We start from the raw sequence: 24837 nt of genomic DNA on the forward strand, positions 1-24837 counted from the left end.
TGCCGTCCTGAGCTAAGGCTAGCCTAACCATGCCCGCCGGTCTAAGGGAAGCCTCACCTCGGTCGGATCGGGAGGCGCGGGCCACGTTCCTGACCTGCCGCCACGGCGTACTACCCCTCATCGGCCCCGAAAAACTCAAGATGATCGACGTACGTAGGTGGATTGTCAAGCAGTGTGTCGACAAAGTGCCAGTTGCGTGTGCGCTTCGCCACGGAACGTGAAACTGATACTCCCGGCCACGAGGAAGCCGATGACGATCTCACCCCTCGATCGGGCTGCCGACTCCTTCGCGGCCGAACTTGCCCGACAGCGGACCGGGCGAGGGCTGTCCAAGAAGCAACTCGCCATCCTGATGGGGTTCGACCCGTCGTACGTGAGCCACGTCGAAGGACGCCGGCACCGCCCCACCGAGGACTTCGCCCGTCGCGCCGAGGCGGTCTTGGAGGCCGGCGGCGCGATCTGGCAGCGCTTCCGGGAGTACGACGACGTCAGGCACGCCCGTACCGGCCAACCGCCGCGCGAGTCGCACCTGCCCGGCCAGTGGCTGCCACCCGGCACCGGCCTCGTCGTGGAGCGGGAAACGGCCACCCTCACGCACACCGTCGACAGCTACCGGTGCGTCATCCGCCGCGAGCTGTACAACGCCGGCACCGAACCGGTCACCCGCTACCTCGTCCGCGTCGCCGTCGACAGGTACCCAAACGACCCCGGCCGCTCCAACCGGCACCACCGGGAACACCCCCTCACCTTCGCCGAGCTGCAACTACAGGCCCGGCGCGACGATGACGGCGGTGACCCGGAGCCGATGCACTGGCGGGCCAAACACGACAGGGACGCGTTCAAGGAGATCTGGCTGCTCTTCGAGAACGGTGACCGGCGTTTCCCGCTCTATCCGGGCGACCGGGCCACAATCGAGTACGCGTACAGCGTCGGGCAGGAGAAGTGGGGCCCCTGGTTCCAGCGGGCCGTCCGGCTGCCCACCCGGCACCTCGCCGTACGCCTGGACCTGCCGGCGGCGTTCGACCCGCAGGTCTGGGGCGTGGAGACCTCGCTCTCGGCGGAGGAGGGGCCGCTGCGTACCGCGCCGCAGCGACACGACGACGGCGACCGGGCGATCTTCGACTGGCAGACCGACCAGCCTCCGCTGAACGCGCGCTACCGGATGCAGTGGCGTTTCCGCGCCCGCCCCGACGCCGACCCGGACGTCGACACCGCAGGCGTACGGGTCCGGCCCAGCGACCGGATGCGCGGCATCGGCATCGTCCAGCGCGGCGCCGACCTACTCCGCCAACGGGCCCGCCCGTTCGACCTGCCCGCCGAGGAGCAGGCCGCCCGAGAGGTCGTCGACCGGCTCACCGCCGTCCTGGTCCGACTCGACGAGCTGCACCCGTTCAGCAAGGGGGTGGGTGTCGCCGCCCCGCAGCTCGGCGTCGGCCGGGCGGTGTCCGTGGTGCGGCCCCCGGACCGGTCGGCCGAGCCGGTGATACTGCTCAATCCCCGGGTCGTCGACACCGACCCGGACACCGACGAGCAGTACGAGGGCTGCCTCTCCTTCTTCGACCACAGGGGTCTGGTGCCCCGACCACTGCGCCTGGACGTGGAACACGCCCAGTGGGACGGCAGCCGGATCATCACCTCGTTCGAGTTCGGCATGGCCCGGCTCGTCGCGCACGAGATCGACCACCTGGAGGGCCGGCTCTACGTCGACCGGATGGCACCAGGCCTGCCGCTCGTGCCGGTCGAGGAATACCGGGAGACCGGGCGGCCCTGGCGGTACTGACAGACGAGGGGACCGGGGCGCGCGCCCCAGGGGGCAGGGGCACGCGCCCCGGTGTGGGGGGAGGAACGTTCAGAGGTCGCCGAAGGTGTCGTAGCGGATGTGCGGCGGCGGCACGTCGTCCGCGGCCAGCACCCGCAGCGTGGCGCGGACCATCCGGGCCGAGCCGGAGACATAGCAGTCGTGGGTGGTCCACGGGCCGTACCGGGCCACCACGTCCGGGATGTCACCCACCTCGCCGTCGAAGTCCGGGTCCTCGCTGCACGCCGCCGTCACCGACAACCACGGGTGTACGGCCACCAGCTCCTGCAACCCGGCCAGGCCGTACAGGTCCGCCGCCTGCCTGGCGCCGTAGAAGACGTGCACCCACCTGGTGCGGTTGTAGGTGGCCAACTCCTCCACCAACGCCTTGATCGGCGCGAGCCCCACCCCGCAGGCCACGCAGAGAATGTCCCGTTCCGACGACCGGTCCAGCGTCATCGACCCCATCGGCGCGGCGAGTCGCAGCAGGTCACCCGGCTGTACCCGGCGGACCAGCGCACCTGACACCCAGCCCGCGCCAGGCGTCCGCACGTGGAACTCCAGGACGTTGTCGTCGTTCGGGGCGTTCGCCACCGAGTACGTCCGCCACACCCGGGGGTGGTGCCGCGGCACCTCGACGCTCACGTACTGGCCGGCCTGCCAACGCAGCGGATGCTGCAACGCCCGGCAGGTCAGCACGGCCGTGTCCGGGCCGTACCGCTCGTGGGTCAGCACCTCGGCGTGCCAGAACGGCGGGTTGTCGTCCGCCGCCGCACCGGCCATCATCTTCGCCGAGATCGCCGCGTACGCGTCCCGCCACGCCTGGTCGTACTGCAGGTTCCAGCCGTCGCCGGCGGTGCTGCGCAGCGCGTCCAGCAGCGCGACGCCCATCGTCGCGTAGTGCCTGTCGTCGACGTGGTACTTGCGGTGGTCACGGCCCAACGCCCGGAGGAACTCGTCGAAGCTCTCCGGGTCGTCCACGGTGTGGATGGCCGTGATGATCGCTTCCAGCAGGCGGTCGCCCTGACCGGACATCTGCACCGGAAAGAGCTGACGCAGGGCGGGGTCGAGCAGGAACAGGCGGGCGTAGAAGTGCCCGCTCAGCCGGTCCCGGTCCTCCTCGACCAGGGTCCAGCTCTCCTTCAGCAGCCGCGCGACGTCATCCACGGGGTGCTCCTTCTCCAGACGGCAGCGGATCGGGCGCCCATAGAATCTCCACGGAGAGTGCCGACCGGTCGCACAGAATGTGCGATCGGTTCACGCCGGCCGGTCGGCCCTGCCAGCGGGGCACCCCGTCGGGCAGAGTGGTGCGGTGACCGTTGAGCTGACCCGCCCGGTGTCCCGCCGGCTGCTGGGGACCGAGACGCTGCTGGTCCTCGGCCTGTCCCTCGGGCAGTCCGCGGTCTACGCGGTGGTCTCGATCATCGCGAAGCTGACCGCCGAGGGGCCGCTCTCCAGGCAGACCGCCTCGTTGAACACGTCGGCGTCGGCCCGCCCGTGGCTGGACCTGACGTACCAGCTCCTGGGCATCGTGTTCGCGCTACTGCCGGTGCTGCTCGCCGTACACCTGCTCAGCCGTGACCCAGGCGACCCGGCGCGGACCCTCGGCCTGGACGCCCGGCGGCCCGGCCAGGACCTGGCCCGCGGCGCCGGCCTCGCCGCGCTCATCGGCCTGCCCGGGTTGGCGCTGTTCTTCGTCGCGGCCCAGCTCGGCCTCAACGCGACGCTGGTGCCGGCCGCGCTGCCGCAGGTCTGGTGGGCGGTGCCCGTGCTGATCCTCGCCGCCGTGCAGAACGCCGTGCTGGAGGAGGTGATCGTGGTCGGCTACCTGGTGACCCGCCTGCGTCAGCTGCACTGGCGGCTGGTCACTATCGTCGCGGCCAGCGCGCTGCTCCGCGGCTCGTACCACCTGTACCAGGGCTTCGGCGCGTTCGTCGGCAACGCCGTGATGGGCGTGGTCTTCAGCCTCTTCTACCTGCGTACCCGGCGGGTGATGCCGCTGGTCATCGCCCACACCCTGCTCGACGTGGTGGCCTTCGTCGGCTACGCGCTGCTGCCCCGCGAGTGGTTCGACTGGCTCTGACGCGGCCGGTAGGTGGCCACCGCCCGGGCCGCGAGACGGTCCGCCGCCGCCGCGTCGCCGAGAGCCGCCGCGAGCACCGCCGCGCCCGGCAGCAACCGGGCCGCCAGCCGCAACGCCACCCAGCCGCCAGCCTGCGCCGTGAGGGGCGCCGCCAGTCGCCACGCGGCCTCCGCCGCCCTCGGCCACGCCCCCTCGACCGGGTCGTCGGCCGCCCGGGCGGCGTCCAAGGCGGCACGCGCGCTCGCCGGATCCGGGTGCACCTGGGTGAGCACCAGCAGGTCGACGGCCCGGTCGGGATGCGCCGGGTCCCTGCCGTACGCCGCCGCCAGGTGCAGCACCAGGTTCGAGTGGGTCCAGAGCACCGAGGCCAACTCCGCCGCCGGCGCGAAGAACCCGGCGAGCGCCGCCGCCGCCCCTCCCGCGCCCGCCGACCGCACGAACCGCCGGCTCGCGAGCCGGGCCAGGCCGTCCGCCGAGGCGTCCGGGTAGCGGGCGCGCAGCCGCTCGGCCCAGTCGGCCGCCGCCGGGCCCAGCACCTCCACCGCCGACAACGCCAGCAGTTCCGGAGCGAAGCCCGGGTGGTCGAGCACGCGCGCGGTCACCGCGCGCAAATCAGATTCCGGGGTACGCGGCACAAGAGTCCCGCGGGCGGGGGGTGACACCGATTCCGGGCCGGGCTCCGGTGCGGGTTGCGAGGCTTGCGTCTTCGGCGCTGCGGCTCCGGATGCGGTGGCTCCGGGTGCCGTGACTTTGCGCGTGGTTGCTTTGCGCGGGCTGGTTGCTTTGCGCGGGATGGCCTTGGGAGGGGTGGCCTCGGGTGGGGTGGCGTCGGGCGTGGTGGCTTTGCGCGGGGTCGCGGTGCGCTTGCGGGGGCTCGGTGGGCTCTGGACCGGCTCCGGTGTGAGCGGCGTCGCATCCGTGGGCGGCGGCTGTGGTGTCGGTGCCGTGACGGCCACCGCCTCCGTGGTGGCTTTCCGGGCATGGGAAGCCCGTGCCCTCGCTGGCCGGGCCGCCGGTTCCGCCTCCGCGCCGGTGGGTGCCGCGCCCTCCGCGTCCGGGTCGGCTGGCGTGCTGTCCGGCTGTCGGGGCAGGACACGGTCCGGCTCCGGTGGCTGGAACAGCACAGCCGGTGCCGCCTTGGCCCGGCGCGGACGCGGGCTCGCCGGAACCGCCGGCGGGGACACCTCGTCGGCGGGCGGCTCGGCCGCCGTCGGAGGCGTGAACGTGGCCCGTGCCGAGCGCCGCCGCGCCCGGTCAGCAGGCTCTCGACGGGTCGGCTCGCTGGGCGGCTGCTCCTGCATATCGATGGAGCCTAGTCCCGATCACGTCACCGCACAGCCGCGAAACCCAGCGGCGCGCCACCCCGGTCCGCGTACCCCGGAAGTCGTTTTGCCCCCGGTGGGTGACGACCTGTATCCTCGGGCGCGGTGGTCTGCGGGCCACCAGGGAGACTTCGCCTAGTCTGGTCTATGGCGCCGCACTGCTAATGCGGTTGGGGTCTTAAAGCCCCTCCCGGGTTCGAATCCCGGAGTCTCCGCGCGAAAGCCGGGTGTGTACACTGGCTGAGCACGAGCGCCCGTAGCTCAATGGATAGAGCATCTGACTACGGATCAGAAGGTTAGGGGTTCGAGTCCCTTCGGGCGCACAGTAATAAAGGCCGCGACCTACGGAAACGTAGGTCGCGGCCTTGATCTTTCTCACGTCCGGCTCTGATTCCCAGCCGATCCAGGGCCGCCGTCATCTGGGCCGCGGACCGGTGACGAGCGGACGTGACCCGCCGCCTCAACCGGCGGGTGGTGACCAAGTCATGACGCTTGAGTAGTGTTACGCGCCATGTCTCATGCCAAAGTGATGTCTGCCGTTCTTGTCAGTGTTCTAGCGATGGGGAGCACGGCGTGCGGGGGTGGCGACACAGGGTCGGGCGATGCCGTCTGGCAGGCCCCTCCGGCTGCGCCGACGTCCGCGGCGCCGCAGGAGGGTAAGAAGGCAGGCACGGCGGCCGGCACCGACAAGGAACTCTGTGAGGCGGTGGATCGGGCTGACACCATCTTGACCGGGCAGATGGTCCAAGCCATGCAGGGCGGCGGCGAGGGTCCTTCCGCCTCCGATATCCAGCAAGGCCTCAAAGAGTTCGCCGAGGCGCTGCGCTCGGCGTCCGACGGTAGCGACTCCGAGGTGGCCAAGGCGATGCAGAAGGTGGCCGCCGATTCCCAGAAGATCGCGCAATCCGCTGACCCGGCAGTAGAGGCGGCTAAGCCGGCTTTCGAGGAGGCCAACACCATCCTGGAGAAGGCTTGCCAAGCGGCGGGAGTGAAGATCAAACTTTAAGCCCTTGCCTGTTCTGAGATCGACCACCGACTTCAGTGGGCCCACCGCAACCGGGTGGGTGCGGAAAACCGCACCCACCCGCGCGCTCCACCGGACCGGCGGTCCGCCCGCACCGCGCCAGCGCGGAAGGCGCTGAGCCGTAACGCCGTCAGCCGTTGAAGTCGGACACCGTCCTGGCCCTGTCGAACCTGCGCCCCGCCAGATCCTCGTTGTCCAGAATCCAGCCCACCATCGTGCCGTCGCGGCAGAAGCCCTCGCCCCCGAGGCGCTCGTCCACGAACAGGTAGCCCAGGAGCGTCTCCTCCTCGGGTGACTTCAGGCCGTGCTCACCTCCACCTGTGGCGCGATCGGTGTAGCCGCCGATGGTGGCCAGGGTGTCGTTGTCACCCGTCAGATACCACTTGATGTCGCTGAAGACCTCCTCGTCGTACCGACTCTCGCCGATGTCGATCGCGCTGTCCTCGCGGTCGAACGGGAGGTCCCATCCGCGTACGCCGTACAGCGGGAACCTCTCGCACTCCTTGTGGTACGAGTCCTCCTCGAGCTCCCGTTCGGTGACGGGCGTGCCCGCCGGCACGTAGATGACTTCCGCCTCGGGCGTGATGTCCGGCTCGGAGAAGAAGAGCAGGTGCCCGTCCGAGGGCAGGTTGATGTCGTGCGATCCGGCTGGGATCGCGGAGAGGTCGAGCTTGGCGAGGTACGTCATGCCCGCCGGCCAGTCAACCCCTTCGGGCAGGGCCGGCTTACCGCCGAAGTAGCCGACCACCGGACCCTCGCACCGGGTGTGCAACTCCAGGACAGGGCGGGCGAGCTGGAGCCACCACTCGATGGCGTCCTCCGGCACGGCACGTTTGCGGGCGGCCTCACGAAACTCATCACGAAGATCCACAGTGGGCATTGTGCACGGGACGACCGACAGGATCCGCAGCGGACGAGGCGGCCGCACAAGCCATCCATCGCGAGCGTCACCCGATGGGTTCCGTCGCGCCGTGCCGGCGGCGATGTCTACCGTGGTGCTCGAACCGTCAGTGGACCAGGGGAGGGGTACGTATGCAGTTCTCGTTGATGGGGATGGCTGTCGCGGCGGGCGACCCGGCCGCGAGCGCCGCGTGGTTCGCCGAGCATTTCGGGTTCAAGGTATTGATCGACCTGGGCTGGTACGTGAATACGCAGCACCCTGATCACCCGAACGTCAGCCTGGACTTCGTGCAACGGGACCACGAATCGTGGCCGCAGGCGACCCGGGGCAGGGCGGTGGCCGGCACGCTGCTGGCGTTCCTGGCCGTCGACGTCGACGCCGAGTTCGAACGCCTGCGCTCTGCCGGGTTGGACGTGGTCCTGCCGCTCGTGACCGAGCCGTGGGGGCAGCGCCGATTCCAGGTCGTCGGTCCCGACGGGCTGTTGGTGGAGGTCCTGCAGATGGTGGCACCGGACCCGCAGTGGCTCGCCGACAACGGACTGGCCGGCTGAGTGATCCATGACCGACAGGCCCGCTGGCAAGATCGACTTCAGGAGGACGCTTGACGCCTACGGGCGCGGCGGGGCCGGTTCCGGATGGTCGACGTCCCCGACATGCGGTACCTCATGGTCGACGGCCATGGTGACCCGAACACCTCGCAGGCCTTCACGGAGGCGATCGAGGCGCTCTACCCGACGGCGTACCGGCTGAAGTTCGCCAGCAAGCGCGACCTCGGACGCGACTACGTCGTCCCGCCCCTGGAGGGTCTGTGGTGGGCCGAGGACATGGCGTCCTTCACCACCGCACGGCACAAGGCGCGGTGGCACTGGACGTTGATGCTCATGGTCCCCGACTGGATCGATCAGTCGATGGTCGCTACCGCCGTCGGCCAGGCCGGCGCCAAGGGCCGACAGGCGCGTATCGACGACGTCCGTCTCGGAGCGCTGTCCGAGGGGCGGTGCGTGCAGACGCTGCACGTCGGTTCCTTCGACGACGAGGCCGACGTACTCGCAGAACTGCATCACCAGTACATCCCGGCCAACCGGCTCCGGATGGCCGGTAAACACCACGAGATCTACCTCAGCGACTTCCGCAGGGTCGCACCGGACAGGCAGCGCACCATCCTCCGGCAGCCGGTCACCCCCGCCGCCCCGCACGACGCTTCAAGTAGCTAGCGCGTGCGCGGCGGCGGTGGTGTCCGTTCGGTCCCGCGCCTTACCGGCGGCTCCACTGCTGGTTCGTCTGACCGGTGCAGGTCCAGAGGACGAGTTTCGTGCCGTTGCCGGTGCCCTGGTTGACGGGGTCCAGGCAGAGGCCGGACTGCACTCCGGTGATGGTGCCGTTCGCGTTGGCGTTCCACTGCTGGTTCGTCCCGCCGTGGCAGTCGTAGATGGTGACCTGGGTACCCGGCGAGGTGCCGTAGCCGGCGGCGTCGAGGCACTTGTTGCCGTACACGGTAAGTGTCTTAGCGGACGTGTAGGTCCACTGCTGGTTCGTGCCGCCGTGGCAGTCCCACAGCTGGACCTGGGTGGCGTTTGTGGTGGAGTAGCCGGGCACGTCGACGCACCTGCCGGAGAGGGCGCCCACGAGGGCGGTGGTCTGTCCGCCGCCGCTGGCGGGGTTGCCGATGCTGCCGGGCACCGACTGCAGGGCGCTGTACCAGCGGGCGGCCATCTTGTCGTAGCCGGTGGCGGTGGGGTGGACGCCGTCGATCAGGTCGGCGGTGGTGAGAGCGCTGTGCATGTCGACCAGGTGCACCCGTTTGCCGGCGTTGACCTTGCTCTGCACGATTCCGGGGATGGCCGCGTTGAAGGTGCGGACGGCGTTCTCCTGGTTGCTGTTGGCGAGGGGGATGAGCTGCGCCACGAAGACCTCAGCCGTGGGCACTGTGGTGGTGATGCGGTCGATGAGCGTGGAGAGCCGGTTCGGCGCACTGCTCACGTTGTAGTTCTGCAGGATGTCGTTGGTGCCGATGTGCAGCAGGACGGTCTGCGGGCGTTGGGTGTTCAGCCAGCCCACGATGTTGGCGTCGATCTGGTCGATGCGCCAGCCGGGATGTCCCTGGTGGTCGTGGTCGCCCAGGCTCGCCGGCCCGTTGAACTGCGAACCGACGAAGTCCACCGTGTACCGCCCGGCGGCGAGGCGTTGCCAGAGCCCGATGCGGTATCCGCCGGGTACCTGGGTGCCCTCGGTGATGGAGTCGCCGAGCGGCATCACGCGCACCCCGCCGTTGGACTCCGCGTTGGCCGGGCCGCTCGGTGTCATCACACCTGCGACCACGACACCGAGCGCGGCGAGCGTCGCGAGCCATCGTGCCCTCGTTCGCATGCTTTCTCCCCTTGGGTTGGTCGAGCTGGCCGAGGGCAAGGGCCGTTGTGTAGGCCGCCGGGCATCGCCCGGCACGCGCCGATCTACAGGTCGGCGCGGCGGTACTGCCTCAGCACTGGGACGAGTGTGAGCGTTAACACAGATGAGTGTAGATTCCTTGGACTGATCTGGTCTACCTCGACCGCCCCCGATGCTGGTGGCGCGGCGATCGATCGGCCGATCGTGGCGGACGGTGGTCCTCGTACTGACTTTCGACGCCGTCGGAACTGTCGAACTCCGCCGGTTGATCGATTCCTGTCATCCGCATCAGATGAACGATCGATCAAATTCGGCGGCTCATTGATCGTTGCGCGATCCCGGTCCGTAAAGGCTCACGTGGGCGCGGGTGCGCCTGCCTGAATCGGAGGAATCGCATGCCCAGCACGTCTCGCTCCCGGGTTCGGGCGCTCGCGGCCATCGGCATGGCCGGCGTCGTGGCCGCGATCGGCGCCGTGACCCACCAGGCCTCCGCCGCCGAGGTGGCCGCGCCGGCAGCCGTGGGCGCCGACGCCCGCCGGGTGGACATCCCCCGCATCGCCCCGGCAATCAAGCCACCGGCGGGTTCGCGCCCCGTCGGCGCGTACGTCGTCACCCGCGGAACGCAGACCTACACGTGCGTCGGCGGTGTGTTCACCGGCGCGTCCGTGCCGGAGGCCCAGTTGATCGGGACGGGCGGCCGGGTCCACCACTTCAAGGGCCCGAGCTGGCAGTCCCAGCGCGACAACTCGTCGATCACGGCGAAGAAGACCGCGGAGAGTTTGCGTACGGGAACGATCCCCGAGCTGCTGCTGACCGTGGACAGCCACAGCGGCACCGGCAAGCTCGGCAACGTCGCGTACATCAGCCGTCTGCTGACCTCGGGAGGTGTCGCCCCGGCCGGCGCCTGCACCGACGGCGAGACGGCGGCCGTGCCGTACGGCGCGGTGTACGTCTTCTGGGCCGCGAAGCGCTAACCGTCTCGTCCCGTCGCGCTGCTGCCCGGCACGGCAAGTGCCGGGCAGCAGCGGTGCCTCAGGCGGCGGCGAACCTGTCGAACTTCTCCCAGGTGCTGATTGTCGGCGCGCTGGCGATCAGTGGCAGGGCGCCCTTGTTGGCGGCGGTGACGTACTTGCCGTTGATGTTGGCGCGCAGGCTGACACTGCCGTCCGCGTTGTTGATCAGTGTGAACTTCTCCCACGTGCCGATCGCCGGCCCGTTGGCGATCAGCGGGAGGGTGCCCCGGCCGTCCGCCGAAACGTACTTGCCGTTGATGTTGGCGCGCAGGCTGACACTGCCGTCCGCGTTGTTGATGAGCGTGAACTTCTCCCAGGTGCCGATCGTCGGCCCGTTGGCGATCAGCGGGAGGGTGCCCCGGCCGTCCGCGGAGACGTACTTGCCGTTGGTCCACGATCGGAGGGCGAGCGGCGGCGCGGCGACCGGGGCGCCGGTGAGTCGGGTCAGGTCCTCGTACGTCCCGTTGAACACGTTCTGGCTGTAGTCACCGGGATTGCTTGAGTTACCGGCGGCGTACTGCCAGATGGTCTCCGTCGTCCAGCCCGACGGCAGGGGCGGGCGGGTGGTCGTGTAGCCGGCGATGTCCAGCGGGTTGGCGCCGAAGGACGCGTCGTTGCCGGTGCACGGGTTCCAGTAGTTCGTGTTGGTGTAGATCATCACGTCGCGGCCGATACGCGCCTTGACCTGGTCGGTGAAGGACCTGATCCAGCCCGACATCTCGGTCGGCGTGAGCCCGTAGCAGGTGGGTGCCCCTTCCCAGTAGGGCCACTCGATGTCCACCATGGGCACGAGCGTCTGGCTGTCCTTGGCGAACTGCGCGTTGTCGACGAAGTAGTTCGCCTCGGTGATCGGGTCTCGACTGTCCGGCCTGGCGAAGTGGTAGGCGCCGACGAGGAGGCCTGCCGCCTTGGCCGCCGCGTAGTCCTCGGCGAAGTAGGGGTTGAGGTACGTCCGCCCCTCGGTCGCCTTGATGTACGCGAACTTCGCGCCGTCAGCCGCCACCTGCGGCCAGTTGATCGGGCCGAGGTTGTGGTCGTGGCTGGAGACGTCGATGCCTCGGACCGTGTAGCCGACCGGGATGGTGGCGTACGGGGAGGCGGCGGTGGCGCGGGCGCCGGGGGCGACGCCGGCGTTGGCCCGGCCGCCGCCGTCGGGAGCCGGGTCCGCGGCATGTGCGGGCTGCGGCACGCCGAGCGCCGTACTGAGTGCGAGCCCGGCGGAGGCCAGCGCACAGAGCAATCTTCTTGGCATGGTGAGGTGGGTACTCCTTGCTCGGAAGGTCGAGGTGACCGTCGGCGTAGCGGTGAGAGCCGCGACGCCTGTGCCCGGCACCGGTGCGGCGAGGCGGGACGGCTCCGTCGAAGCGGGCTCGCGGAGTATCCCTTGTCGATGGAAAGTCGCGCCACCCCGTCCGATACGAGCGATAAGCGCCGAGAAGATCCCGAGCACATGCCGTTCCATGTCGAGCCTCGCCATGGTGGGTCGGCGTTCAATATCGTCTATGTACTCGCCCCCGCACCGGGTCTCTCGTCAGAGCCAGACCACGATCCCGGTCAGGTCGTTGAGGACCGCCGCCACGCCCGCCCGGATGGCGGCCGCGCAGCGATCGGCGGTGAACGACGCCGGGTCGTACGTCGAGGACGCGCCGAGCCCCTCACCGCGGAACGACGCGCCGTCCCAGTCGACAGCTGTGACGTTGTGCGTGGGCTCGGCCAACTCCGCGCCCACCACCAGGAACTTCTCGTCCAGGTGGCTCGGGGTGACCAGCGCGAGGGGGTCGATGAGGTCGTTGCCCGCGCTGACGATGAGATCGGGGCCCATCTCCATGGCCCTGGCGATGCTGGAGATGGCGTCGTGCGTGTTGCCGACGACAATCGTCCTGAGGTCGACGTGTTCGTCGTCGGCCCACTCCTTCACGGCCGTCACGAGCGCCCTGGTCGGGTTGTCGTCGCCGGCCGTCAGCAACACCACCCGGTAGTCCCTCGGTGGGTGGACGCCGGCCCATGAGCCGGGCCGAGGCGTGATCGTCGCCTCTGGAGCGGGTGTGGTGGAGGGGGCGACGAATCCCGGGCCGAGAGTCCCGATGGCGAAGGGCTCGGGGTGCGGCTGGGACCAGTCGTCGCCGGAGTCGCAGCCGGCGATCAGCGCGGCGGTCGCGGCAAGTATGGCGACGGCCCGGAGCGGGGGGCGCAAGGCGGTCGTCCTTTCGAGTGGGTGCGGGAGGGTGCGCGTACTGCCTCGTATTCCTATCTCAGTTCCGGTCGCCACATATCTGTGGATGGCCGTTCGGGGTCGTTGTTTTCCGGCGGTTCGTCGGTGGGCTGGCTGGCGTTCACCCACGCCGTGCAACGTGCACTGGCCAACAGAGGGAGTCGCATGTCAGGGCGCGTCCGCCGTTCCGTAATCGTCGCCGCTGTCGGGATTGCCGCAGCGGTTGTCCCGTTCTTGGGCGGCCAGGCGGCGTCCGCGCACGGCTTCTCGTCGACCGTGTACGCGAAAATCTCGGCCGGAGACGAGGGTCACATCCGCACGGCGGTGGAACTCGAATACGACCTTCTCGTGGTGTCTGCCGCCGATTCCGGCGACGACGATCCGCTCTTCCGGACGGGAACTGCCGCATTCGAGGCGGGCGACCCGACCGCCCAGGCGGCGGCCCTGAAGACTCACGCCCCGACCGTCCTGAGGTACGTCTCCGACCGCTTCTCGGTGACGTCGAGGGGCACTGCCTGCCGACCGACCCAGGTGGGCGACACGACGATCGGCGAGCGCGACGGCGTGCCGTACGCGAATCTGCTGCTGGAATGGGCCTGCGCCGGGCAGGCCGACGAGCACGAGGTACGCGGCGCTCTGTTCCCCGACGGGGAGGGCTACGTCAAGGGCACCAAGACGATCGCCACGTACGAGATCGACGGTCGTTCGGGCAGCGCGGCGCTCGACGCCGCCCACCCGTCCTTCTCGACCGCGCAGACCCGGTACCAGCGTTTCGGAGAGTTCTTCCTGCTTGGCGCCGAGCATCTGCTGTCCGGAATCGACCACATCCTGTTCCTGCTGGCGCTCATCGCCGGGTCACGGCGGCTGCGCGAGATCGTGCTCGCGGCCACCAGCTTCACGCTCGCGCACTCGGTGACGTTCATGCTCGCGGCTCTCGGACTGGTCGAGGTGCCGGCGGCGGTCGTGGAGCCGGTCATCGCGTTGTCGATAGCCGTCGTCGCCGGTTGGCACCTGTGGGGGATCTGGCGGCGCGGTACGCACGCGGCCGACCTCAAGGCGGCCGGCCACAGTCACGTCAGCCTGGACCGGGCCGGCTGGATCCGCCTCGCTGTGGTGTTCTGCTTCGGCCTCGTGCACGGCCTGGGATTCGCCGGCGCGCTGGGCATCGACGAGGCGTGGTCGTGGACCCTGCTGTGGTCGCTGCTGGTGTTCAACGTCGGCATCGAGGTCGTCCAGTTGTCGATTATCGCCGTCGTCTTTCCGCTGCTGCTCGTGCTCCGTCGCCGTGCGCCGAAAGCCGGCCTCTGGGCGACCGGAGCTGTTTCGGCAGCGGTGTCCACTATGGGGATCATTTGGTTCGTGCAGCGCGTTTCCGGGTCCTGAGTAGGGCTAAGTAGTTCGTGAAGTGCAGTCTTTCGCAAGATCACGTTCATGGCCGGTTCATCGGGCAGCGAAAGCGTGGATCTGCTTCCCCGGCGTCGGGCGAAGACACATCCATTTCTCTACTTGAAAAGGGAACAATGTCGATGACATTGAGCACCTCGGCACGGGCCTCCGCGCTCGTGCGGCGGCGCCTGGTCGCCGGGGTCGCAGCCGGCCTCCTGGGAGTGGGCGCAGCCCTCGGTACCGGCCTGACGGCCACCGCGAGCGCGGCCGAGCCCACCACGATCAGCAGCGTGATCCTCGGCGTCGGTGCCAACGAGACCCAGCGCATCGTGACCTGGTACTCCTCCGCCGACACCGCGCAGAAGATCCAGCTCGCTCCTACCGCCGAGATCGTCAACGGCGAGTTCCCGGCCGGCGCGGTCAGCTTCGACGCCGTCGGCGCGGCGAACACCTCCACCACCGGGTTCAACCGGCACGCCACGATCAGCAACCTGCGGGAGAACACGGCGTACTCGTACCGGGTCGGCGCCGAGGGCAGCTGGTCCCCGACGTACGCCTTCAAAACGCAGGACTTCGAGGGCGACTACGACTTCCTCTTCTTCGGTGACCCCCAGATCGGCTCCTCCGGCGACCGGCTGATGGACCAGGCCGGTTGGGAGGACACCCTGAAGGTGGCCACCGCGGCCAACCCGAACGCCGAACTGCTGGTCTCCGGCGGCGACCACGTCGAGTCCGCGAACGACGAGGGCCAGTGGACCTCGTTCATGGCGCCCGACCAGCTGCGTCAGTACCCGGTCGTCGCCACCATCGGTAACCACGACGTCGGCGGCAAGTCCTACGAGCAGCACCACTTCACCCCGAACACCGACCGCACCGCCCCGTACTACGACAACGGGAACCCGGCGGGCACCAAGTCCGGTGGTGACTACTGGTTCGTCTACAAGGACGTGCTGTTCATCGACATCAACAGCAACAGCTACAAGCTGCCGACCGACGGCAGCAACGCGGGCGACGCCGCGCACGTCGCGTACATCACCGACGTGGTCAACAAGCACGGCTCCGAGGCCAAGTGGAAGGTGCTGGTCTACCACCACTCCATCTACTCGCCGGCCAGCCACGCGACAGACACGGACAACAAGCAGCGTCGGGAGGACTTCACCACTGCGTTCTCCAACCTCGGCATCGACATGGTGCTCCAGGGTCACGACCACAGCTACTCCCGTAGCTACTCCATCAAGAACGGCCAGAAGGAGAACCCGGCCGAGAAGCCGGGGGCCGCGGACGTGTTCCCCGGCCCGGGCGGCGTCATCTACGTGACGGCCAACTCGGCCTCCGGGTCGAAGTACTACGACATCAAGAAGCCCGACAGCACCGGAACCGGCATCCGCGGCAACGGTCCGGACCCACTGGACCCGGACAAGTACTGGTACAACTCCGTGCAGAACCAGGAGCACGTCCGCAGCTACGTCAAGGTGCAGGTGCGCGGGGACAAGCTGGTCCTGGCGAACGTCCGCAGCGGCACCTGCGCGGCGCCGAACGCGGCGGTGGAGAAGGGCCTCTCCTGCGTCAACACGCCCGACGGGCAGCCGGTCGGCTCGATCGTCGACAACGTGACGGTGCACCCGTTCCACGGTGACGGCCAGTCCATCCAGGTCAACGTGCCGAACCCGGCTCCGGGCGAGTTCGGTTGGACGATCGACGGCTACAACGGCCTCGTCGACCTGGGTACCGCGCAGGAGCGTGACGGCGCCTACTTCGAGGCGACCGGCAAGATCAACCCGGTCCTCGTGACGGACAGCCGCCGCTCGCTCGCCCCGTGGTCGATCTCGGCAAGCGTCGGCGACTTCCAGGACGCCGGGAAGACGTTCTCCGGCTCCTACCTGGGCTGGACCCCGTACGTGCTCGACGGTGGCGCGGGTGCCGAGGCCGGCGCTCCGGTCCTGTCGTCCTACGACGACCAGGGCAAGGGCCTCTCGGTCTCCAGTGGTCTCGGCGCGGCCGCGCAGGGTCACCCGCGTGGCGGCGCGAAGCTCGGCGCCGACCTGGATCTGAAGATCCCGGACAGCATCGCGAAGGGCAGCTACCGCACCACCCTCACGATCACTGCTCTGAGCAGCTGACCGAACCGTTCCATCAGGCGGGGTAGGCACCTTCGGGCGCCTGCCCCGCCACCCATGTGCGACCCTCCCAAGATCACCTCAAGGAACCGACATGTATCCGTCCGTAACCCGCTGGAAGACACTCCTCCGTACCACCTCACTGTCAGTGCTCGCCGCCGTCGCTGTCGTCGGTGTCGGCGCCGGCCCCGCCTCGGCGACGGACGGCAACGTCGCCTGGACGGTCCGGACGGCCTCCAACGGCTACGGCGAAGCCCGGTCCAGCTACAGCTACAACGTCAATCCCGGTGGCGCGGTCGAGGACGCCATGGTCGTGGCCAACCGCGGCCCGGCGCCGCTGACCCTGGCCGTGTACGCCGCCGACGGTTTCACGACCAAGGCCGGCCAGCTCGACCTGTTGACCAGGGACAGGAAGTCGGTCGCGGTCGGCGCCTGGGTGAAGGCGAAGGCCGGGAGTGTCGTGGTCCAGCCCGGGAAGACGGCGCAGGTCCCGTTCACGATCAGCGTGCCGGACAACGCCACGCCCGGCGACTACGTCGGCGGCATCCTCACCACGCTGACGCAGGCCGACAAGGTCGAGGGCATCAACGTCGACAGGCGGCTCGGCATCCGGATCAAGCTGCGGGTCGGCGGCGAGCTGAAGCCGAACCTCGCCATCGAGGGCCTGCACGTGACGTACGACGGCACGTCCAACCCGTTCGGCAGGGGCGACGCCACCGTCACCTACACGATCCACAACGTCGGCAACGCCGCGCTGTCCGGGCAGCAGGCGGTCTCGGTCTCCGGTCCGTTCGGCGTGCTGCGGGTCCGGGCCGGTGACATCGCCGCCCCGCCGGAGCTGCTCCCAGGTGAGAGCTGGGACGTGACAGTGCCGGTACGCGACGTGGCTCCCGCCGTCCGGCTCGCGGCGACCGCCACCGTCACTCCCCTGCTCACCGACGCGTCGGGCTCCACCACCTCGCTCAAGCCGGTCCAGGTGACCGCGCACGGCTGGGCCCTGCCGTGGATGCTGCTCCTGGTGCTCGTCGTGCTGATCGCCGTGGTCGTCGGGGCGTACCTGTACCGCCGCCGCAGCAGGGCGCGGCGCACGGCACGCGAGGACGCCCGCGTCCGCGACGCCGTCGCGCAGGCCCTGGGCGGTCGGGAGCCGCAGACGTCCTGATCGTCGGTCGTCCTGATGGGTGAACGCCAGCTGGCACCCGGCCGGGCCGGGCCGCGAGCCGGCATGCTGCGACGGTGACGCCGGCCCGGAGAGGGAATCCACATGGTTGACGGGGACGTGCCCGAGGAGATGCAGGCTGCCGCCTTCGACGCGTTCGGCGGGCCGGAGGTGATCACCCTACGGAAGTTGCAGGTGCCGGACATCGCCGACGACGAGGTGCTGATCAAGGTCCTGAGTGCCGGCGTCGGGGTGTGGGACGTGTACGAGCGGCAGGGCATCCTGGTGCCGGAGGGCTCCGACCTCCCGATCGTGCCCGGCTCCGACGGCGCCGGGACGGTCGTCGCTGCGGGCGGGCGGGTCACCAACGTCGGGGTGGGCGACCTGGTCTACGTCTCCGCCACCGCCCGGCCCAAGGGCGGCTTCTACGCCGAGTACGCGGCGGTGCAGGCGCAGTACGCGGCGAAGGTGCCCGGCGGTGTGCCTGCCGAACACGCAGGTGCCATGTCGACCGACGCGCTGACCGCGCTCGCCGGGCTCGACGCGCTCAGCCTGTCGCCCGGCGCCTGGCTGCTGATCTTCGGCGCGAGCGGCGGTCAGGGCCACCTCGCCGTGCAGCTGGCCAAGCGGCAGGGGCTCAACGTGATCGCCGTGGCCTCCGGCGCGGACGGCGTCGCACTGGTGACCCGGCTCGGCGCCGACGTGTCCCTCGACGGACACGGCGACATGACCGACGTGCTCGCCCGGATCCGCGACGCGGCACCGGCCGGGGCGGACGCCATCCTCGCGATGGCCGCCGGTGAGACGCTGGACCGCCTCACCGAGGCACTCGTCGACGGCGGAGTGGTCGCGTACGCCCACGGCGTGCGGCCGGAACCCCAGGAGAGACCCGGTGTCGTCGTCCGGGCCTACGACGGCGAGTCGAGCCCCCGACAGTTGCAGCGTCTCAACGAGCTCATCGAGGCGGGACCGTTCGTCGTGCACGTGGCGGAGACGTTCCCGCTCGGCAAGGTGCGGGAGGCACACCAGCGTCTGGAGACCTCCTACCTGGGCAAGCTCCTGCTGACGGTGGCCTGAGCACTCAGCGGGTGCGCTGCTGCGGCACGCGTACCGAAGCCATGCCGGCCGCCGTCGCGGCCTGGATGCCCAGGTCGGTGTCCTCGAAGACCAGGCAGGACGTCGGCGGTACGCCCAGGTGCTCGGCCGCGAGCAGGAACGCCTCCGGGTCGGGCTTGGCACGCGTGTAGTCCTCCGCGCAGACCAGCACGTCGAACCGGTCCAGCAGGCCGAGCGCGTCGAGGGAGGCGGTGACCGACGCCCGGGAGCTGCCGGAGACGACGGCGAACGGCACCCGCCGGTGCGCGTCGTGGATGTGCTCCACCACCTCGGGCACCGCGGCGAGCTGCGGCAGCAACTCCTGGTAGATGCGCTCGCGGCTCTCCACCACTGTCGCCACCGGCATGGCCAGGCCGTGCCGCTCGTTCAGCTCGACGATGATGTCGGCTGTCGGACGGCCGCCCCAGGCGTAGAAGAGGTCCTCCGGGAACTCGCAGCCCCACTCCTCGAGTGCCCGCTGCCAGGCCAGGTAGTGCAGCGGCATCGAGTCGACGATCGTGCCGTCGCAGTCGAACAGGTACGCCGCGAACTCGCCTGGTGGCAGGGGAAGACTCATCGGCGAAGGGTACAGCGGCGGGTCCGGTCAGTGGCCGGTGACGGATGCCAGCCGGCGCAGCAGGTGCGCCCGCTCCGGCTCGGTCCCCACCAGCGCCAACGCGCTGCGGTACGCCGCCGCGGCCTCGTCGTGGCGGCCGAGCCGACGCAGCAGGTCCGCCCTGGTCGCCGGATAGAGGTGGTAGCCACGTAGACGTGGATCGTCGGCCAACCCGTCCAGCAGGGCGAGCCCGGCGTCCGGCCCGTCGCGCATGGCCACGGCGGCAGCCCGGTTCAGCGCCACGACAGGCGAGGGGACCATGGTGAGCAGCACGTCGTAGAGCGCCACCACCTGAGGCCAGTCGGTGCTGGCCACGTCGGCGGCCTCGTCGTGCAGCGCGGCGATGGCGGCCTGCACCCCGTACGGCCCGGGCGCCGGTCCGGTCAACGCCACGAGGACCAGCGCCCGCCCCTCGTCGATCATCGCGTGGTCCCAGCGTGCGCGGTCCTGGTCGTCGAGGAGGACCACCGCCCCGTCCGGCCCGGTACGCGCGGCACGCCGGGCGTGGACCAGCAGCAACAACCCGAGCAGACCGGCGACCTCCCGCTCCGCGGGCAGCAGCCGGCGCAGGATCCGGGCCAGCCGGATCGCCTCCTCGGCGAGGTCGGTGCGCTGGAGATCGGGGCCGGAGCTGGCGGCGTACCCCTCGGTGAAGATCGAGTAGACGGCCTGGAGCACCGTGGGCAGACGCCCCGGCAGCTCGTCGGCGCCCGGCACCCGGAACGGGATGCGGGCATCGCGGATCTTCCGCTTGGCCCGGACGAGACGCTGGGCCATCGTGGCGTGCGGCACCAGGAAGGCCCGGGCGACCTCCGCCGTGGTGAGACCGGCGAGGAAGCGCAGGGTGAGCGCCCCACGGTCCTGGGCGGGCAGAGCCGGGTGGGCACAGGTGAAGAAGAGCGCCAACCGGTCGTCGGGCAGGTCGGGGCCCGCGTCGGCGGGCGGCGCGGGGTCGGCCCGCTCGGCCTCCGCTTGGAGCACGGCCAGGCGGGTCGCCAGCACCCGGTCCCGGCGCAGCCGGTCGACGGCCCGACGGCGGGCCGTGGTCAGCAGCCAGGCGCCGGGCCGGCTCGGGACACCGTCGACGGGCCAGCGCACCAGCGCCGCCTCGATCGCCTCGGAGGCGACCTCCTCGGCCAGGTCGAGGTCGCCGAAACGGTGCACGAGCGAGGCGAGCAGCCGGCCGTGTTCCTCGCGGAACACCGCCTCCACGGACCCGGCTGCCGCCTCCGCACCCGCCACGGTCAGACCTCGACCTCGACCTCGACCTCGATCTCGGCGACCGGCCGCACCTGCACCGACGCGCCACCGGTGGCACCCGGGCTGCGGGCCGCCCACTCCAGCGCGACGTCGAGATCAGGCACGTCGATGATGTCGTACCCGCCGAGCACCTCGCGGGTCTCGGCGAACGGCCCGTCGGTGATCGTGCGCTCGCCGTCCGGGCCGACCTGCACTGTCGTGCAGGTGGTCAGGTCCTGCAGGGGGTGCCCGGACACCCAGATCCCGGCGTCCTTCATCTCCCGGTCGTAGCGGATCCAGTCCTCGAAGGTGCACCCGTTGCCGGCCTCCCCGTCGGTCGCGGGGCTCATGAACAGCAGCATGTACTTCACGTCTCGGCTCCTCTCGGCGCGGCGGCGGTCCGCCGTACAGCATGACGACGAACGGCTACCGGGGATATCGACACGGCCTCCGAAACTTTCACGGCCGCGCCGGCCGCACCGATTCGACATGTGGGTCGCGCCTGTCGACGCGCCGCTCGTACCAGGTCACAGCGATCAGAAGCAGGGTGAGCAGGGCCAGTTCGGCAAGTGCGTCCAGGGACCGCGCGACAGGCAGCAGGACGAGCGGCAGGACGGCGACCACCACCTGCCCCCAACGCACGGTACGCAGGGTCAGCCGGCGGAAGAGCAGCCGGGCGAGCAGGTAGAGGGCGGTCCCACCGTAGAGGGCGGTGGCGGCGGCCCAGCTCAACCGGGTGGGATGCGACGGCTCGTCGGCGAGGGTGCCGAGCACCTGCTCGATGCCGAGCGCCACGTAGATGACGCCGATGATCAGAGGGGCGTGCGCGAGACCGTACGCGTCGCCGGCCACGTCGGAACGCCGTTCGTCAGGCACCAGCAGTACGGAATTCCGCGCGGCGGGCGCCAGCCGGTCGAAGTACAACCACCACAGGCAGACGGTGATGACCAGGCCGAGCAGGGCTGCGACCAGGGCGGTCCCGGTCGGTGCCATCGACCTCGTCGTGGTGCCGGCGGCGATCAGCGCCTCGCCGAGCGCGATGATGAGCACCAGCCCGAACCGCTCGGTGAAGTGGTCCAGGCTGCGCAGCGGCCAGGGGCGGTAGGCGGAGGCGATGCGGGCTCCCCCGATGTCCATCAGGAGCGCCACCGTCCACAGGACGGTCTGGGCGACGCCGCCGAGCAGCGCGCCGCCGACCAGCGGGAGCCAGGCCGCCGTGACCGGCACGGCGAAGAACCGCAGGGTCGAGCGCAGCGGCGGATCGGTGACGCTCGCCCAGAACAGCACGACGAGCTGCACGGCCCTGGCGGCCAGGTAGGCCAGGGCGAGCACGAGGGGCGCGTCGAGGAGATCCGGACCCTGCCGCCAGGCCTCCGGCAACACGAGCGCCGCCACGAAGATCGCGGCCATCGCCGAAAGGGTGGCCGCGCGGGCGGGCCCGACGTCCGCGCGGACCAGGTTCCCCAACCAGAGGTACGGGCCCCAGGAGTAGATCAACAACAGCAGGAGGATCAGCCCCTGGGCGAGGGTTAGCGCCGTCGGCGGTTGTGCCATGAACGTGATGACCCGGGTGAGCGCGAACACGAATACCAGGTCGAAGAAGATCTCGAACATCGTCGTCCGGTGCCGGTCACCAGTCGGCACCGGACGAACGTCGAAGATCCCCCTCATCTCCGCATTCTGCGCCAGCTTCGGCACTCGTCGACGGGGATCACCTGCGGCCCGCTCAGGCCGACGCCTCCGTCCGGCGCCGGCTGCGCTCGGCTCGCCGCCGCACCTGTTGGTACGCGCCGGTCAACCCCATCGCCCGTCGTACCTCCACCAGGGTCCGGCGGACCTCCAGCCGGGTCCGTTCGGTGCCCTCGACGATCAACCGGTCCACCAGCCCCCGGTCGGCCTCGATCTTCGCCCGACGTTGCCGGATCGGCGCCAGGAACGACTCCAACGCGACGACCAGCCGCTCCTTGACCTCCACGTCGCCGACCCGCCCTTCCCGGTAGCGGCGGGCCAGGTCCGCCACCTCGTCCCGGTCCGGGTTGAACACCTCGTGGTACGCGAAGACGGGGTTGCCCTCCACGGTCCCCGGTACGTCCGCCCGCACCCGGTTCGGGTCGGTGTACATGCCGAGCACCTTTCGACGCACCGTCGCCGGATCGTCGGAGAGGGCGATCGCGTTGCCCCGGCTCTTGCTCATCTTGGCCGCCCCGTCGGTGCCCACCAGGCTGGGTGTCTCCGCCGGGATCAGCTCGGGCACCGGGAAGACCGGACCGTAGAGGTGGTTGAACCGGCGTGCGATCTCGCGGGTCACCTCGACGTGCGCGGCGTTGTCCCGGCCGACCGGGACCACCTCACCCTTGACGCAGAGGATGTCCGCGGCCTGGAGCACCGGGTAACCCAACAAGCCGTACGGCATCTCCTCCTTGCCGGCGTCGCGGGCCATGTCCTTGAGCGACGGCACCCGCTCCAGCCGGGGCACCGTAACGAGGTTCTGCAGGAGGGTGTTGAGGTCGCCCACCTCCGGGATGGCCGACTGGAGGTAGAACGTGGCCCGCGCCGGGTCGACGCCGGCGGCGAGGATGTCGGTCACCATCTCGCGGGCGTTGGCGGAGACCTGGTCGATGTCCTCGCGGCGGTTCCGGGTGGTCAACATGTGCAGGTCGGCGATGATGAAGAAGCTCTCGTACCGGTGGTGCAGGCGCACCCGGTTGGCGATGCTGCCGACGTAGTGGCCAAGGTGCAGGCGACCGGTGGGCCGGTCGCCGGTGAGCATGCGTGCGACGGACATGGTGGTGTGCCTCTCGTGCGGAAGGTGGGTCACGCGTGGGCGCGCGCCGAGCGGGGCGGGTTGGCCCCCTCGGTCAGCGGGATCGACTCAGCTGGTCGCCCGCCATCGCGCGCCGGCGCGGAACCGCAGACCACCGGCACGGAGGACATCGAGGAGTTGCTCACGGCCATCACCGGAGCTGGACGCGGACCGGGGCGCCACACCGAGCGGGAGGCCGTCGACCAGATCGACCGCCTCCGGCTCGCAGCTGCTCACCCGGACCACTACCTCACATTACCCGCGGTGCCTCTCCTGGCGGGGCAGGTAGTGGTCCGTGTAGTACCTGCCGACGCGGTCCCGGTACTCCGGGTCGGCCGACTCCGGGTCGAACGGTGGCGCGTCCTTGATCTCCTGCCGGGTCAGGTCGACGTGTACGGCACGGTCCTGGTGGTCCACACGGACCACCGTGCCCGCCGGCAGCAGCACCTTGCGACCGAGGATCCACGGCCCGGTGTCCACCACGAGGTAGCCGGCATCTACCTCGTCACTCGCCTCGTCGACGGCGCCGATCCGCCCGTCGCTCGCCTGGACCTGGTAGCCGACCAGGTCGACGGGCGTACCCGGGCCGGGTGCGTCCGGGCCCTCACGCCCATCGCCCGGCTCGTCCGGTGGGCTGGCCGAGGGAGTGGTCTGCGTGTACCCACCGGCCAGAGCGGACGGGTCACGCCAGGCCCAGGGATTGAAGATCGAGGATTGCACGGGGGGCACCTCCGGGGACGGCTTTCACTGTCCCGCTACTCAGTGCCCAGCCCGGTGGCGCCGAAACGAGCCGGGTCGCCGTCCGCCCCGGTGACCAGCACCGCTGGCATACTCGGCAGCCATGGTGCTGTCGCGCGGGTGGTCTGTCTTCCTGGCCGGGGTCGGGATCTGGACCTGGGTGATCTGGCCGAGGTTCGCGGTGGCCATCTGGCAGGACCCACGGGCCTGGTCGGCCGGCACGGTCGGAGACGGCGCGCCCACCAGCTTCCTCTGGGTGCACGCGCTGTTGATCGCTGCTTCGCTGGCCATCGGTACGACGGTCGGCGTGCTCGGCATCCGCTCATGGCTGGCCGTCCGCCGCAACGCCGCATCCTGAACTGCGAAGACGTCGTTACAGCAGGAGTGTGACGCGGGACGCTACCCGTCGATTTGACGATCAAACCCGTGGACGCGTAACTTTCTCTCTGCCAGCGCGGAACGGGGCAAACGGGACGAAGGTCCTGGAGCACCGGAACGGGTTGGCAGCCGGGTCAGGCAGGGGTTCGCTCCTGCGGGACACGGTCCGGGCGGCGCTCGCCTGATCTGCCGCGAGGCGGATTTGGTGCAGCGGAACCGACCGGGTAAGGTTCACGACCGGCAGGGCACCGGGCGAGCCTGCGGGAAACCGCAAGCGGCCGGCCTGCCAAATCCGACGACCTGACGCAGCGGTTCGCTGCTGCGTGAGTGCGTCGGTGCCAACCCGTACGAAGCATGACAGACCGGTACACACGGTTTGACACGGCGAAGACGGTGAGGTAACGTAGTAAAAGTGCCCGGCGCGAGAGCGGCGGGGACACAGAGCGGAAAAGCCCCGGGCTGGTGCCACTGATTGTGGTGTTTGGTTCGGTGTGTGGTTGTTCTTTGAGAACTCAACAGGGTGCTTGTAAAGCCAGTGCCAATTATGATTTATACCCCGGACTGGCCG

Annotated in this window: 22 protein-coding genes, 2 tRNA genes and 1 pseudogene; 13 read left to right on the top strand and 12 right to left on the bottom strand. The window is 70.0% G+C overall.

What is annotated here, in order from left to right; genetic code table 11:
• The first annotated feature begins 250 nt into the window (after positions 1–250).
• Positions 251–1780: a peptide deformylase gene (locus tag ACFY1S_RS15430; RefSeq protein WP_387117547.1), complete on the top strand. Its 1530-nt coding sequence runs from the start codon at positions 251–253 to the stop codon at positions 1778–1780.
• A gap of 69 nt (positions 1781–1849) precedes the next feature.
• On the opposite strand, the gene ACFY1S_RS15435 is transcribed toward ACFY1S_RS15430, so the two are convergent.
• On the bottom strand, positions 1850–2965 hold the full coding sequence (locus tag ACFY1S_RS15435) for a globin domain-containing protein (RefSeq protein ID WP_387117550.1): 1116 nt from the start codon (positions 2963–2965) through the stop codon (positions 1850–1852).
• A gap of 145 nt (positions 2966–3110) precedes the next feature.
• Here ACFY1S_RS15435 and ACFY1S_RS15440 point away from each other — a divergent pair, with 145 nt between their 5' ends.
• Positions 3111–3881: a CPBP family intramembrane glutamic endopeptidase gene (locus tag ACFY1S_RS15440; RefSeq protein WP_357987744.1), complete on the top strand. Its 771-nt coding sequence runs from the start codon at positions 3111–3113 to the stop codon at positions 3879–3881.
• Here ACFY1S_RS15440 and ACFY1S_RS15445 read toward each other — a convergent pair.
• On the bottom strand, positions 3842–4483 hold the full coding sequence (locus tag ACFY1S_RS15445; RefSeq protein ID WP_387117553.1) for a hypothetical protein: 642 nt from the start codon (positions 4481–4483) through the stop codon (positions 3842–3844). The two genes, ACFY1S_RS15440 and ACFY1S_RS15445, sit on opposite strands and share 40 nt — an antisense overlap.
• 844 nt (positions 4484–5327) lie before the next feature.
• Here ACFY1S_RS15445 and ACFY1S_RS15450 point away from each other — a divergent pair.
• The 3 genes from ACFY1S_RS15450 to ACFY1S_RS15460 all read left to right on the top strand — a co-directional run bounded on the left by ACFY1S_RS15450 (position 5328) and on the right by ACFY1S_RS15460 (position 6209).
• Positions 5328–5418, top strand: a tRNA-Ser gene (locus tag ACFY1S_RS15450).
• 35 nt (positions 5419–5453) lie between these two features.
• Positions 5454–5526: transfer RNA gene (locus ACFY1S_RS15455), tRNA-Arg, on the top strand.
• Positions 5527–5762: 236 nt separating this feature from the next.
• On the top strand, positions 5763–6209 hold the full coding sequence (locus ACFY1S_RS15460) for a hypothetical protein (protein WP_387117556.1): 447 nt from the start codon (positions 5763–5765) through the stop codon (positions 6207–6209).
• Between the two features lie 148 nt (positions 6210–6357).
• Here ACFY1S_RS15460 and ACFY1S_RS15465 read toward each other — a convergent pair whose 3' ends face one another.
• Positions 6358–7098 carry a DUF1963 domain-containing protein gene (locus ACFY1S_RS15465; protein WP_387117559.1) on the bottom strand — a complete coding sequence of 247 codons (741 nt, stop codon included), beginning with the start codon at positions 7096–7098 and terminating at the stop codon, positions 6358–6360.
• A 161-nt stretch (positions 7099–7259) separates the two neighbouring features.
• Between ACFY1S_RS15465 and ACFY1S_RS15470 the strand changes: the two genes are divergently transcribed.
• Entirely contained in the window at positions 7260–7679 is a 420-nt protein-coding gene (locus ACFY1S_RS15470; protein WP_387117562.1) for a VOC family protein, read from the top strand.
• 7 nt (positions 7680–7686) lie between these two features.
• Positions 7687–8342, top strand: a pseudogene (locus ACFY1S_RS15475) (GyrI-like domain-containing protein).
• A gap of 40 nt (positions 8343–8382) precedes the next feature.
• Here the strand turns inward: ACFY1S_RS15475 and ACFY1S_RS15480 are convergent.
• On the bottom strand, positions 8383–9495 hold the full coding sequence (locus ACFY1S_RS15480; RefSeq protein WP_387117565.1) for a ricin-type beta-trefoil lectin domain protein: 1113 nt from the start codon (positions 9493–9495) through the stop codon (positions 8383–8385).
• Between the two features lie 413 nt (positions 9496–9908).
• Here ACFY1S_RS15480 and ACFY1S_RS15485 point away from each other — a divergent pair, with 413 nt between their 5' ends.
• Complete coding sequence (locus ACFY1S_RS15485) at positions 9909–10487, top strand: DUF3455 domain-containing protein (protein ID WP_387117568.1); 579 nt, start codon at positions 9909–9911, stop codon at positions 10485–10487.
• Positions 10488–10545: 58 nt separating this feature from the next.
• On the opposite strand, the gene ACFY1S_RS15490 is transcribed toward ACFY1S_RS15485, so the two are convergent.
• Both ACFY1S_RS15490 and ACFY1S_RS15495 read right to left on the bottom strand, forming a co-directional pair.
• Positions 10546–11778 carry a GH25 family lysozyme gene (locus ACFY1S_RS15490; RefSeq protein WP_387117571.1) on the bottom strand — a complete coding sequence of 411 codons (1233 nt, stop codon included), beginning with the start codon at positions 11776–11778 and terminating at the stop codon, positions 10546–10548.
• 279 nt (positions 11779–12057) lie between these two features.
• Positions 12058–12720, bottom strand: a complete 663-nt coding sequence (locus ACFY1S_RS15495; protein WP_387117574.1) for a hypothetical protein — start codon at positions 12718–12720, stop codon at positions 12058–12060.
• Between the two features lie 123 nt (positions 12721–12843).
• On the opposite strand from ACFY1S_RS15495, the gene ACFY1S_RS15500 reads away from it, so the two are divergent.
• From ACFY1S_RS15500 to ACFY1S_RS15515, 4 genes are all read left to right on the top strand, one after another.
• The gene (locus ACFY1S_RS15500) at positions 12844–14121 is read left to right on the top strand and encodes a HupE/UreJ family protein (RefSeq protein ID WP_387117577.1); all 1278 of its coding nucleotides are present in this window, start codon (positions 12844–12846) and stop codon (positions 14119–14121) included.
• A gap of 143 nt (positions 14122–14264) precedes the next feature.
• Positions 14265–16244: a fibronectin type III domain-containing protein gene (locus tag ACFY1S_RS15505; RefSeq protein WP_387117580.1), complete on the top strand. Its 1980-nt coding sequence runs from the start codon at positions 14265–14267 to the stop codon at positions 16242–16244.
• 91 nt (positions 16245–16335) lie between these two features.
• On the top strand, positions 16336–17403 hold the full coding sequence (locus tag ACFY1S_RS15510; RefSeq protein WP_387117583.1) for a WxL protein peptidoglycan domain-containing protein: 1068 nt from the start codon (positions 16336–16338) through the stop codon (positions 17401–17403).
• Positions 17404–17505: 102 nt separating this feature from the next.
• The gene (locus ACFY1S_RS15515) at positions 17506–18477 is read left to right on the top strand and encodes a zinc-binding alcohol dehydrogenase family protein (protein ID WP_387117586.1); all 972 of its coding nucleotides are present in this window, start codon (positions 17506–17508) and stop codon (positions 18475–18477) included.
• Positions 18478–18481: 4 nt separating this feature from the next.
• On the opposite strand, the gene ACFY1S_RS15520 is transcribed toward ACFY1S_RS15515, so the two are convergent.
• The 6 genes from ACFY1S_RS15520 to ACFY1S_RS15545 form a co-directional block, all read right to left on the bottom strand.
• Positions 18482–19072: an HAD family hydrolase gene (locus ACFY1S_RS15520; protein WP_387117589.1), complete on the bottom strand. Its 591-nt coding sequence runs from the start codon at positions 19070–19072 to the stop codon at positions 18482–18484.
• A 27-nt stretch (positions 19073–19099) separates the two neighbouring features.
• Positions 19100–20353: an RNA polymerase sigma factor gene (locus ACFY1S_RS15525; protein WP_387117592.1), complete on the bottom strand. Its 1254-nt coding sequence runs from the start codon at positions 20351–20353 to the stop codon at positions 19100–19102.
• 2 nt (positions 20354–20355) lie between these two features.
• Positions 20356–20712, bottom strand: a complete 357-nt coding sequence (locus ACFY1S_RS15530) for a YciI family protein (protein WP_387117720.1) — start codon at positions 20710–20712, stop codon at positions 20356–20358.
• 97 nt (positions 20713–20809) lie between these two features.
• Positions 20810–22021: a low temperature requirement protein A gene (locus ACFY1S_RS15535; protein WP_387117595.1), complete on the bottom strand. Its 1212-nt coding sequence runs from the start codon at positions 22019–22021 to the stop codon at positions 20810–20812.
• Positions 22022–22076: 55 nt separating this feature from the next.
• On the bottom strand, positions 22077–23135 hold the full coding sequence (gene trpS, locus ACFY1S_RS15540; protein WP_387117599.1) for a tryptophan--tRNA ligase: 1059 nt from the start codon (positions 23133–23135) through the stop codon (positions 22077–22079).
• Between the two features lie 273 nt (positions 23136–23408).
• Positions 23409–23873, bottom strand: a complete 465-nt coding sequence (locus tag ACFY1S_RS15545) for a PRC-barrel domain-containing protein (RefSeq protein WP_387117602.1) — start codon at positions 23871–23873, stop codon at positions 23409–23411.
• A 121-nt stretch (positions 23874–23994) separates the two neighbouring features.
• Between ACFY1S_RS15545 and ACFY1S_RS15550 the strand changes: the two genes are divergently transcribed.
• Positions 23995–24249, top strand: a complete 255-nt coding sequence (locus tag ACFY1S_RS15550; protein WP_387117605.1) for an SCO4848 family membrane protein — start codon at positions 23995–23997, stop codon at positions 24247–24249.
• The last annotated feature ends 588 nt before the right edge of the window (positions 24250–24837 follow it).

It is taken from the genome of Micromonospora sp. NPDC000663 (assembly GCF_042898105.1).
Taxonomy (GTDB): Bacteria; Actinomycetota; Actinomycetes; order Mycobacteriales; family Micromonosporaceae; genus Micromonospora.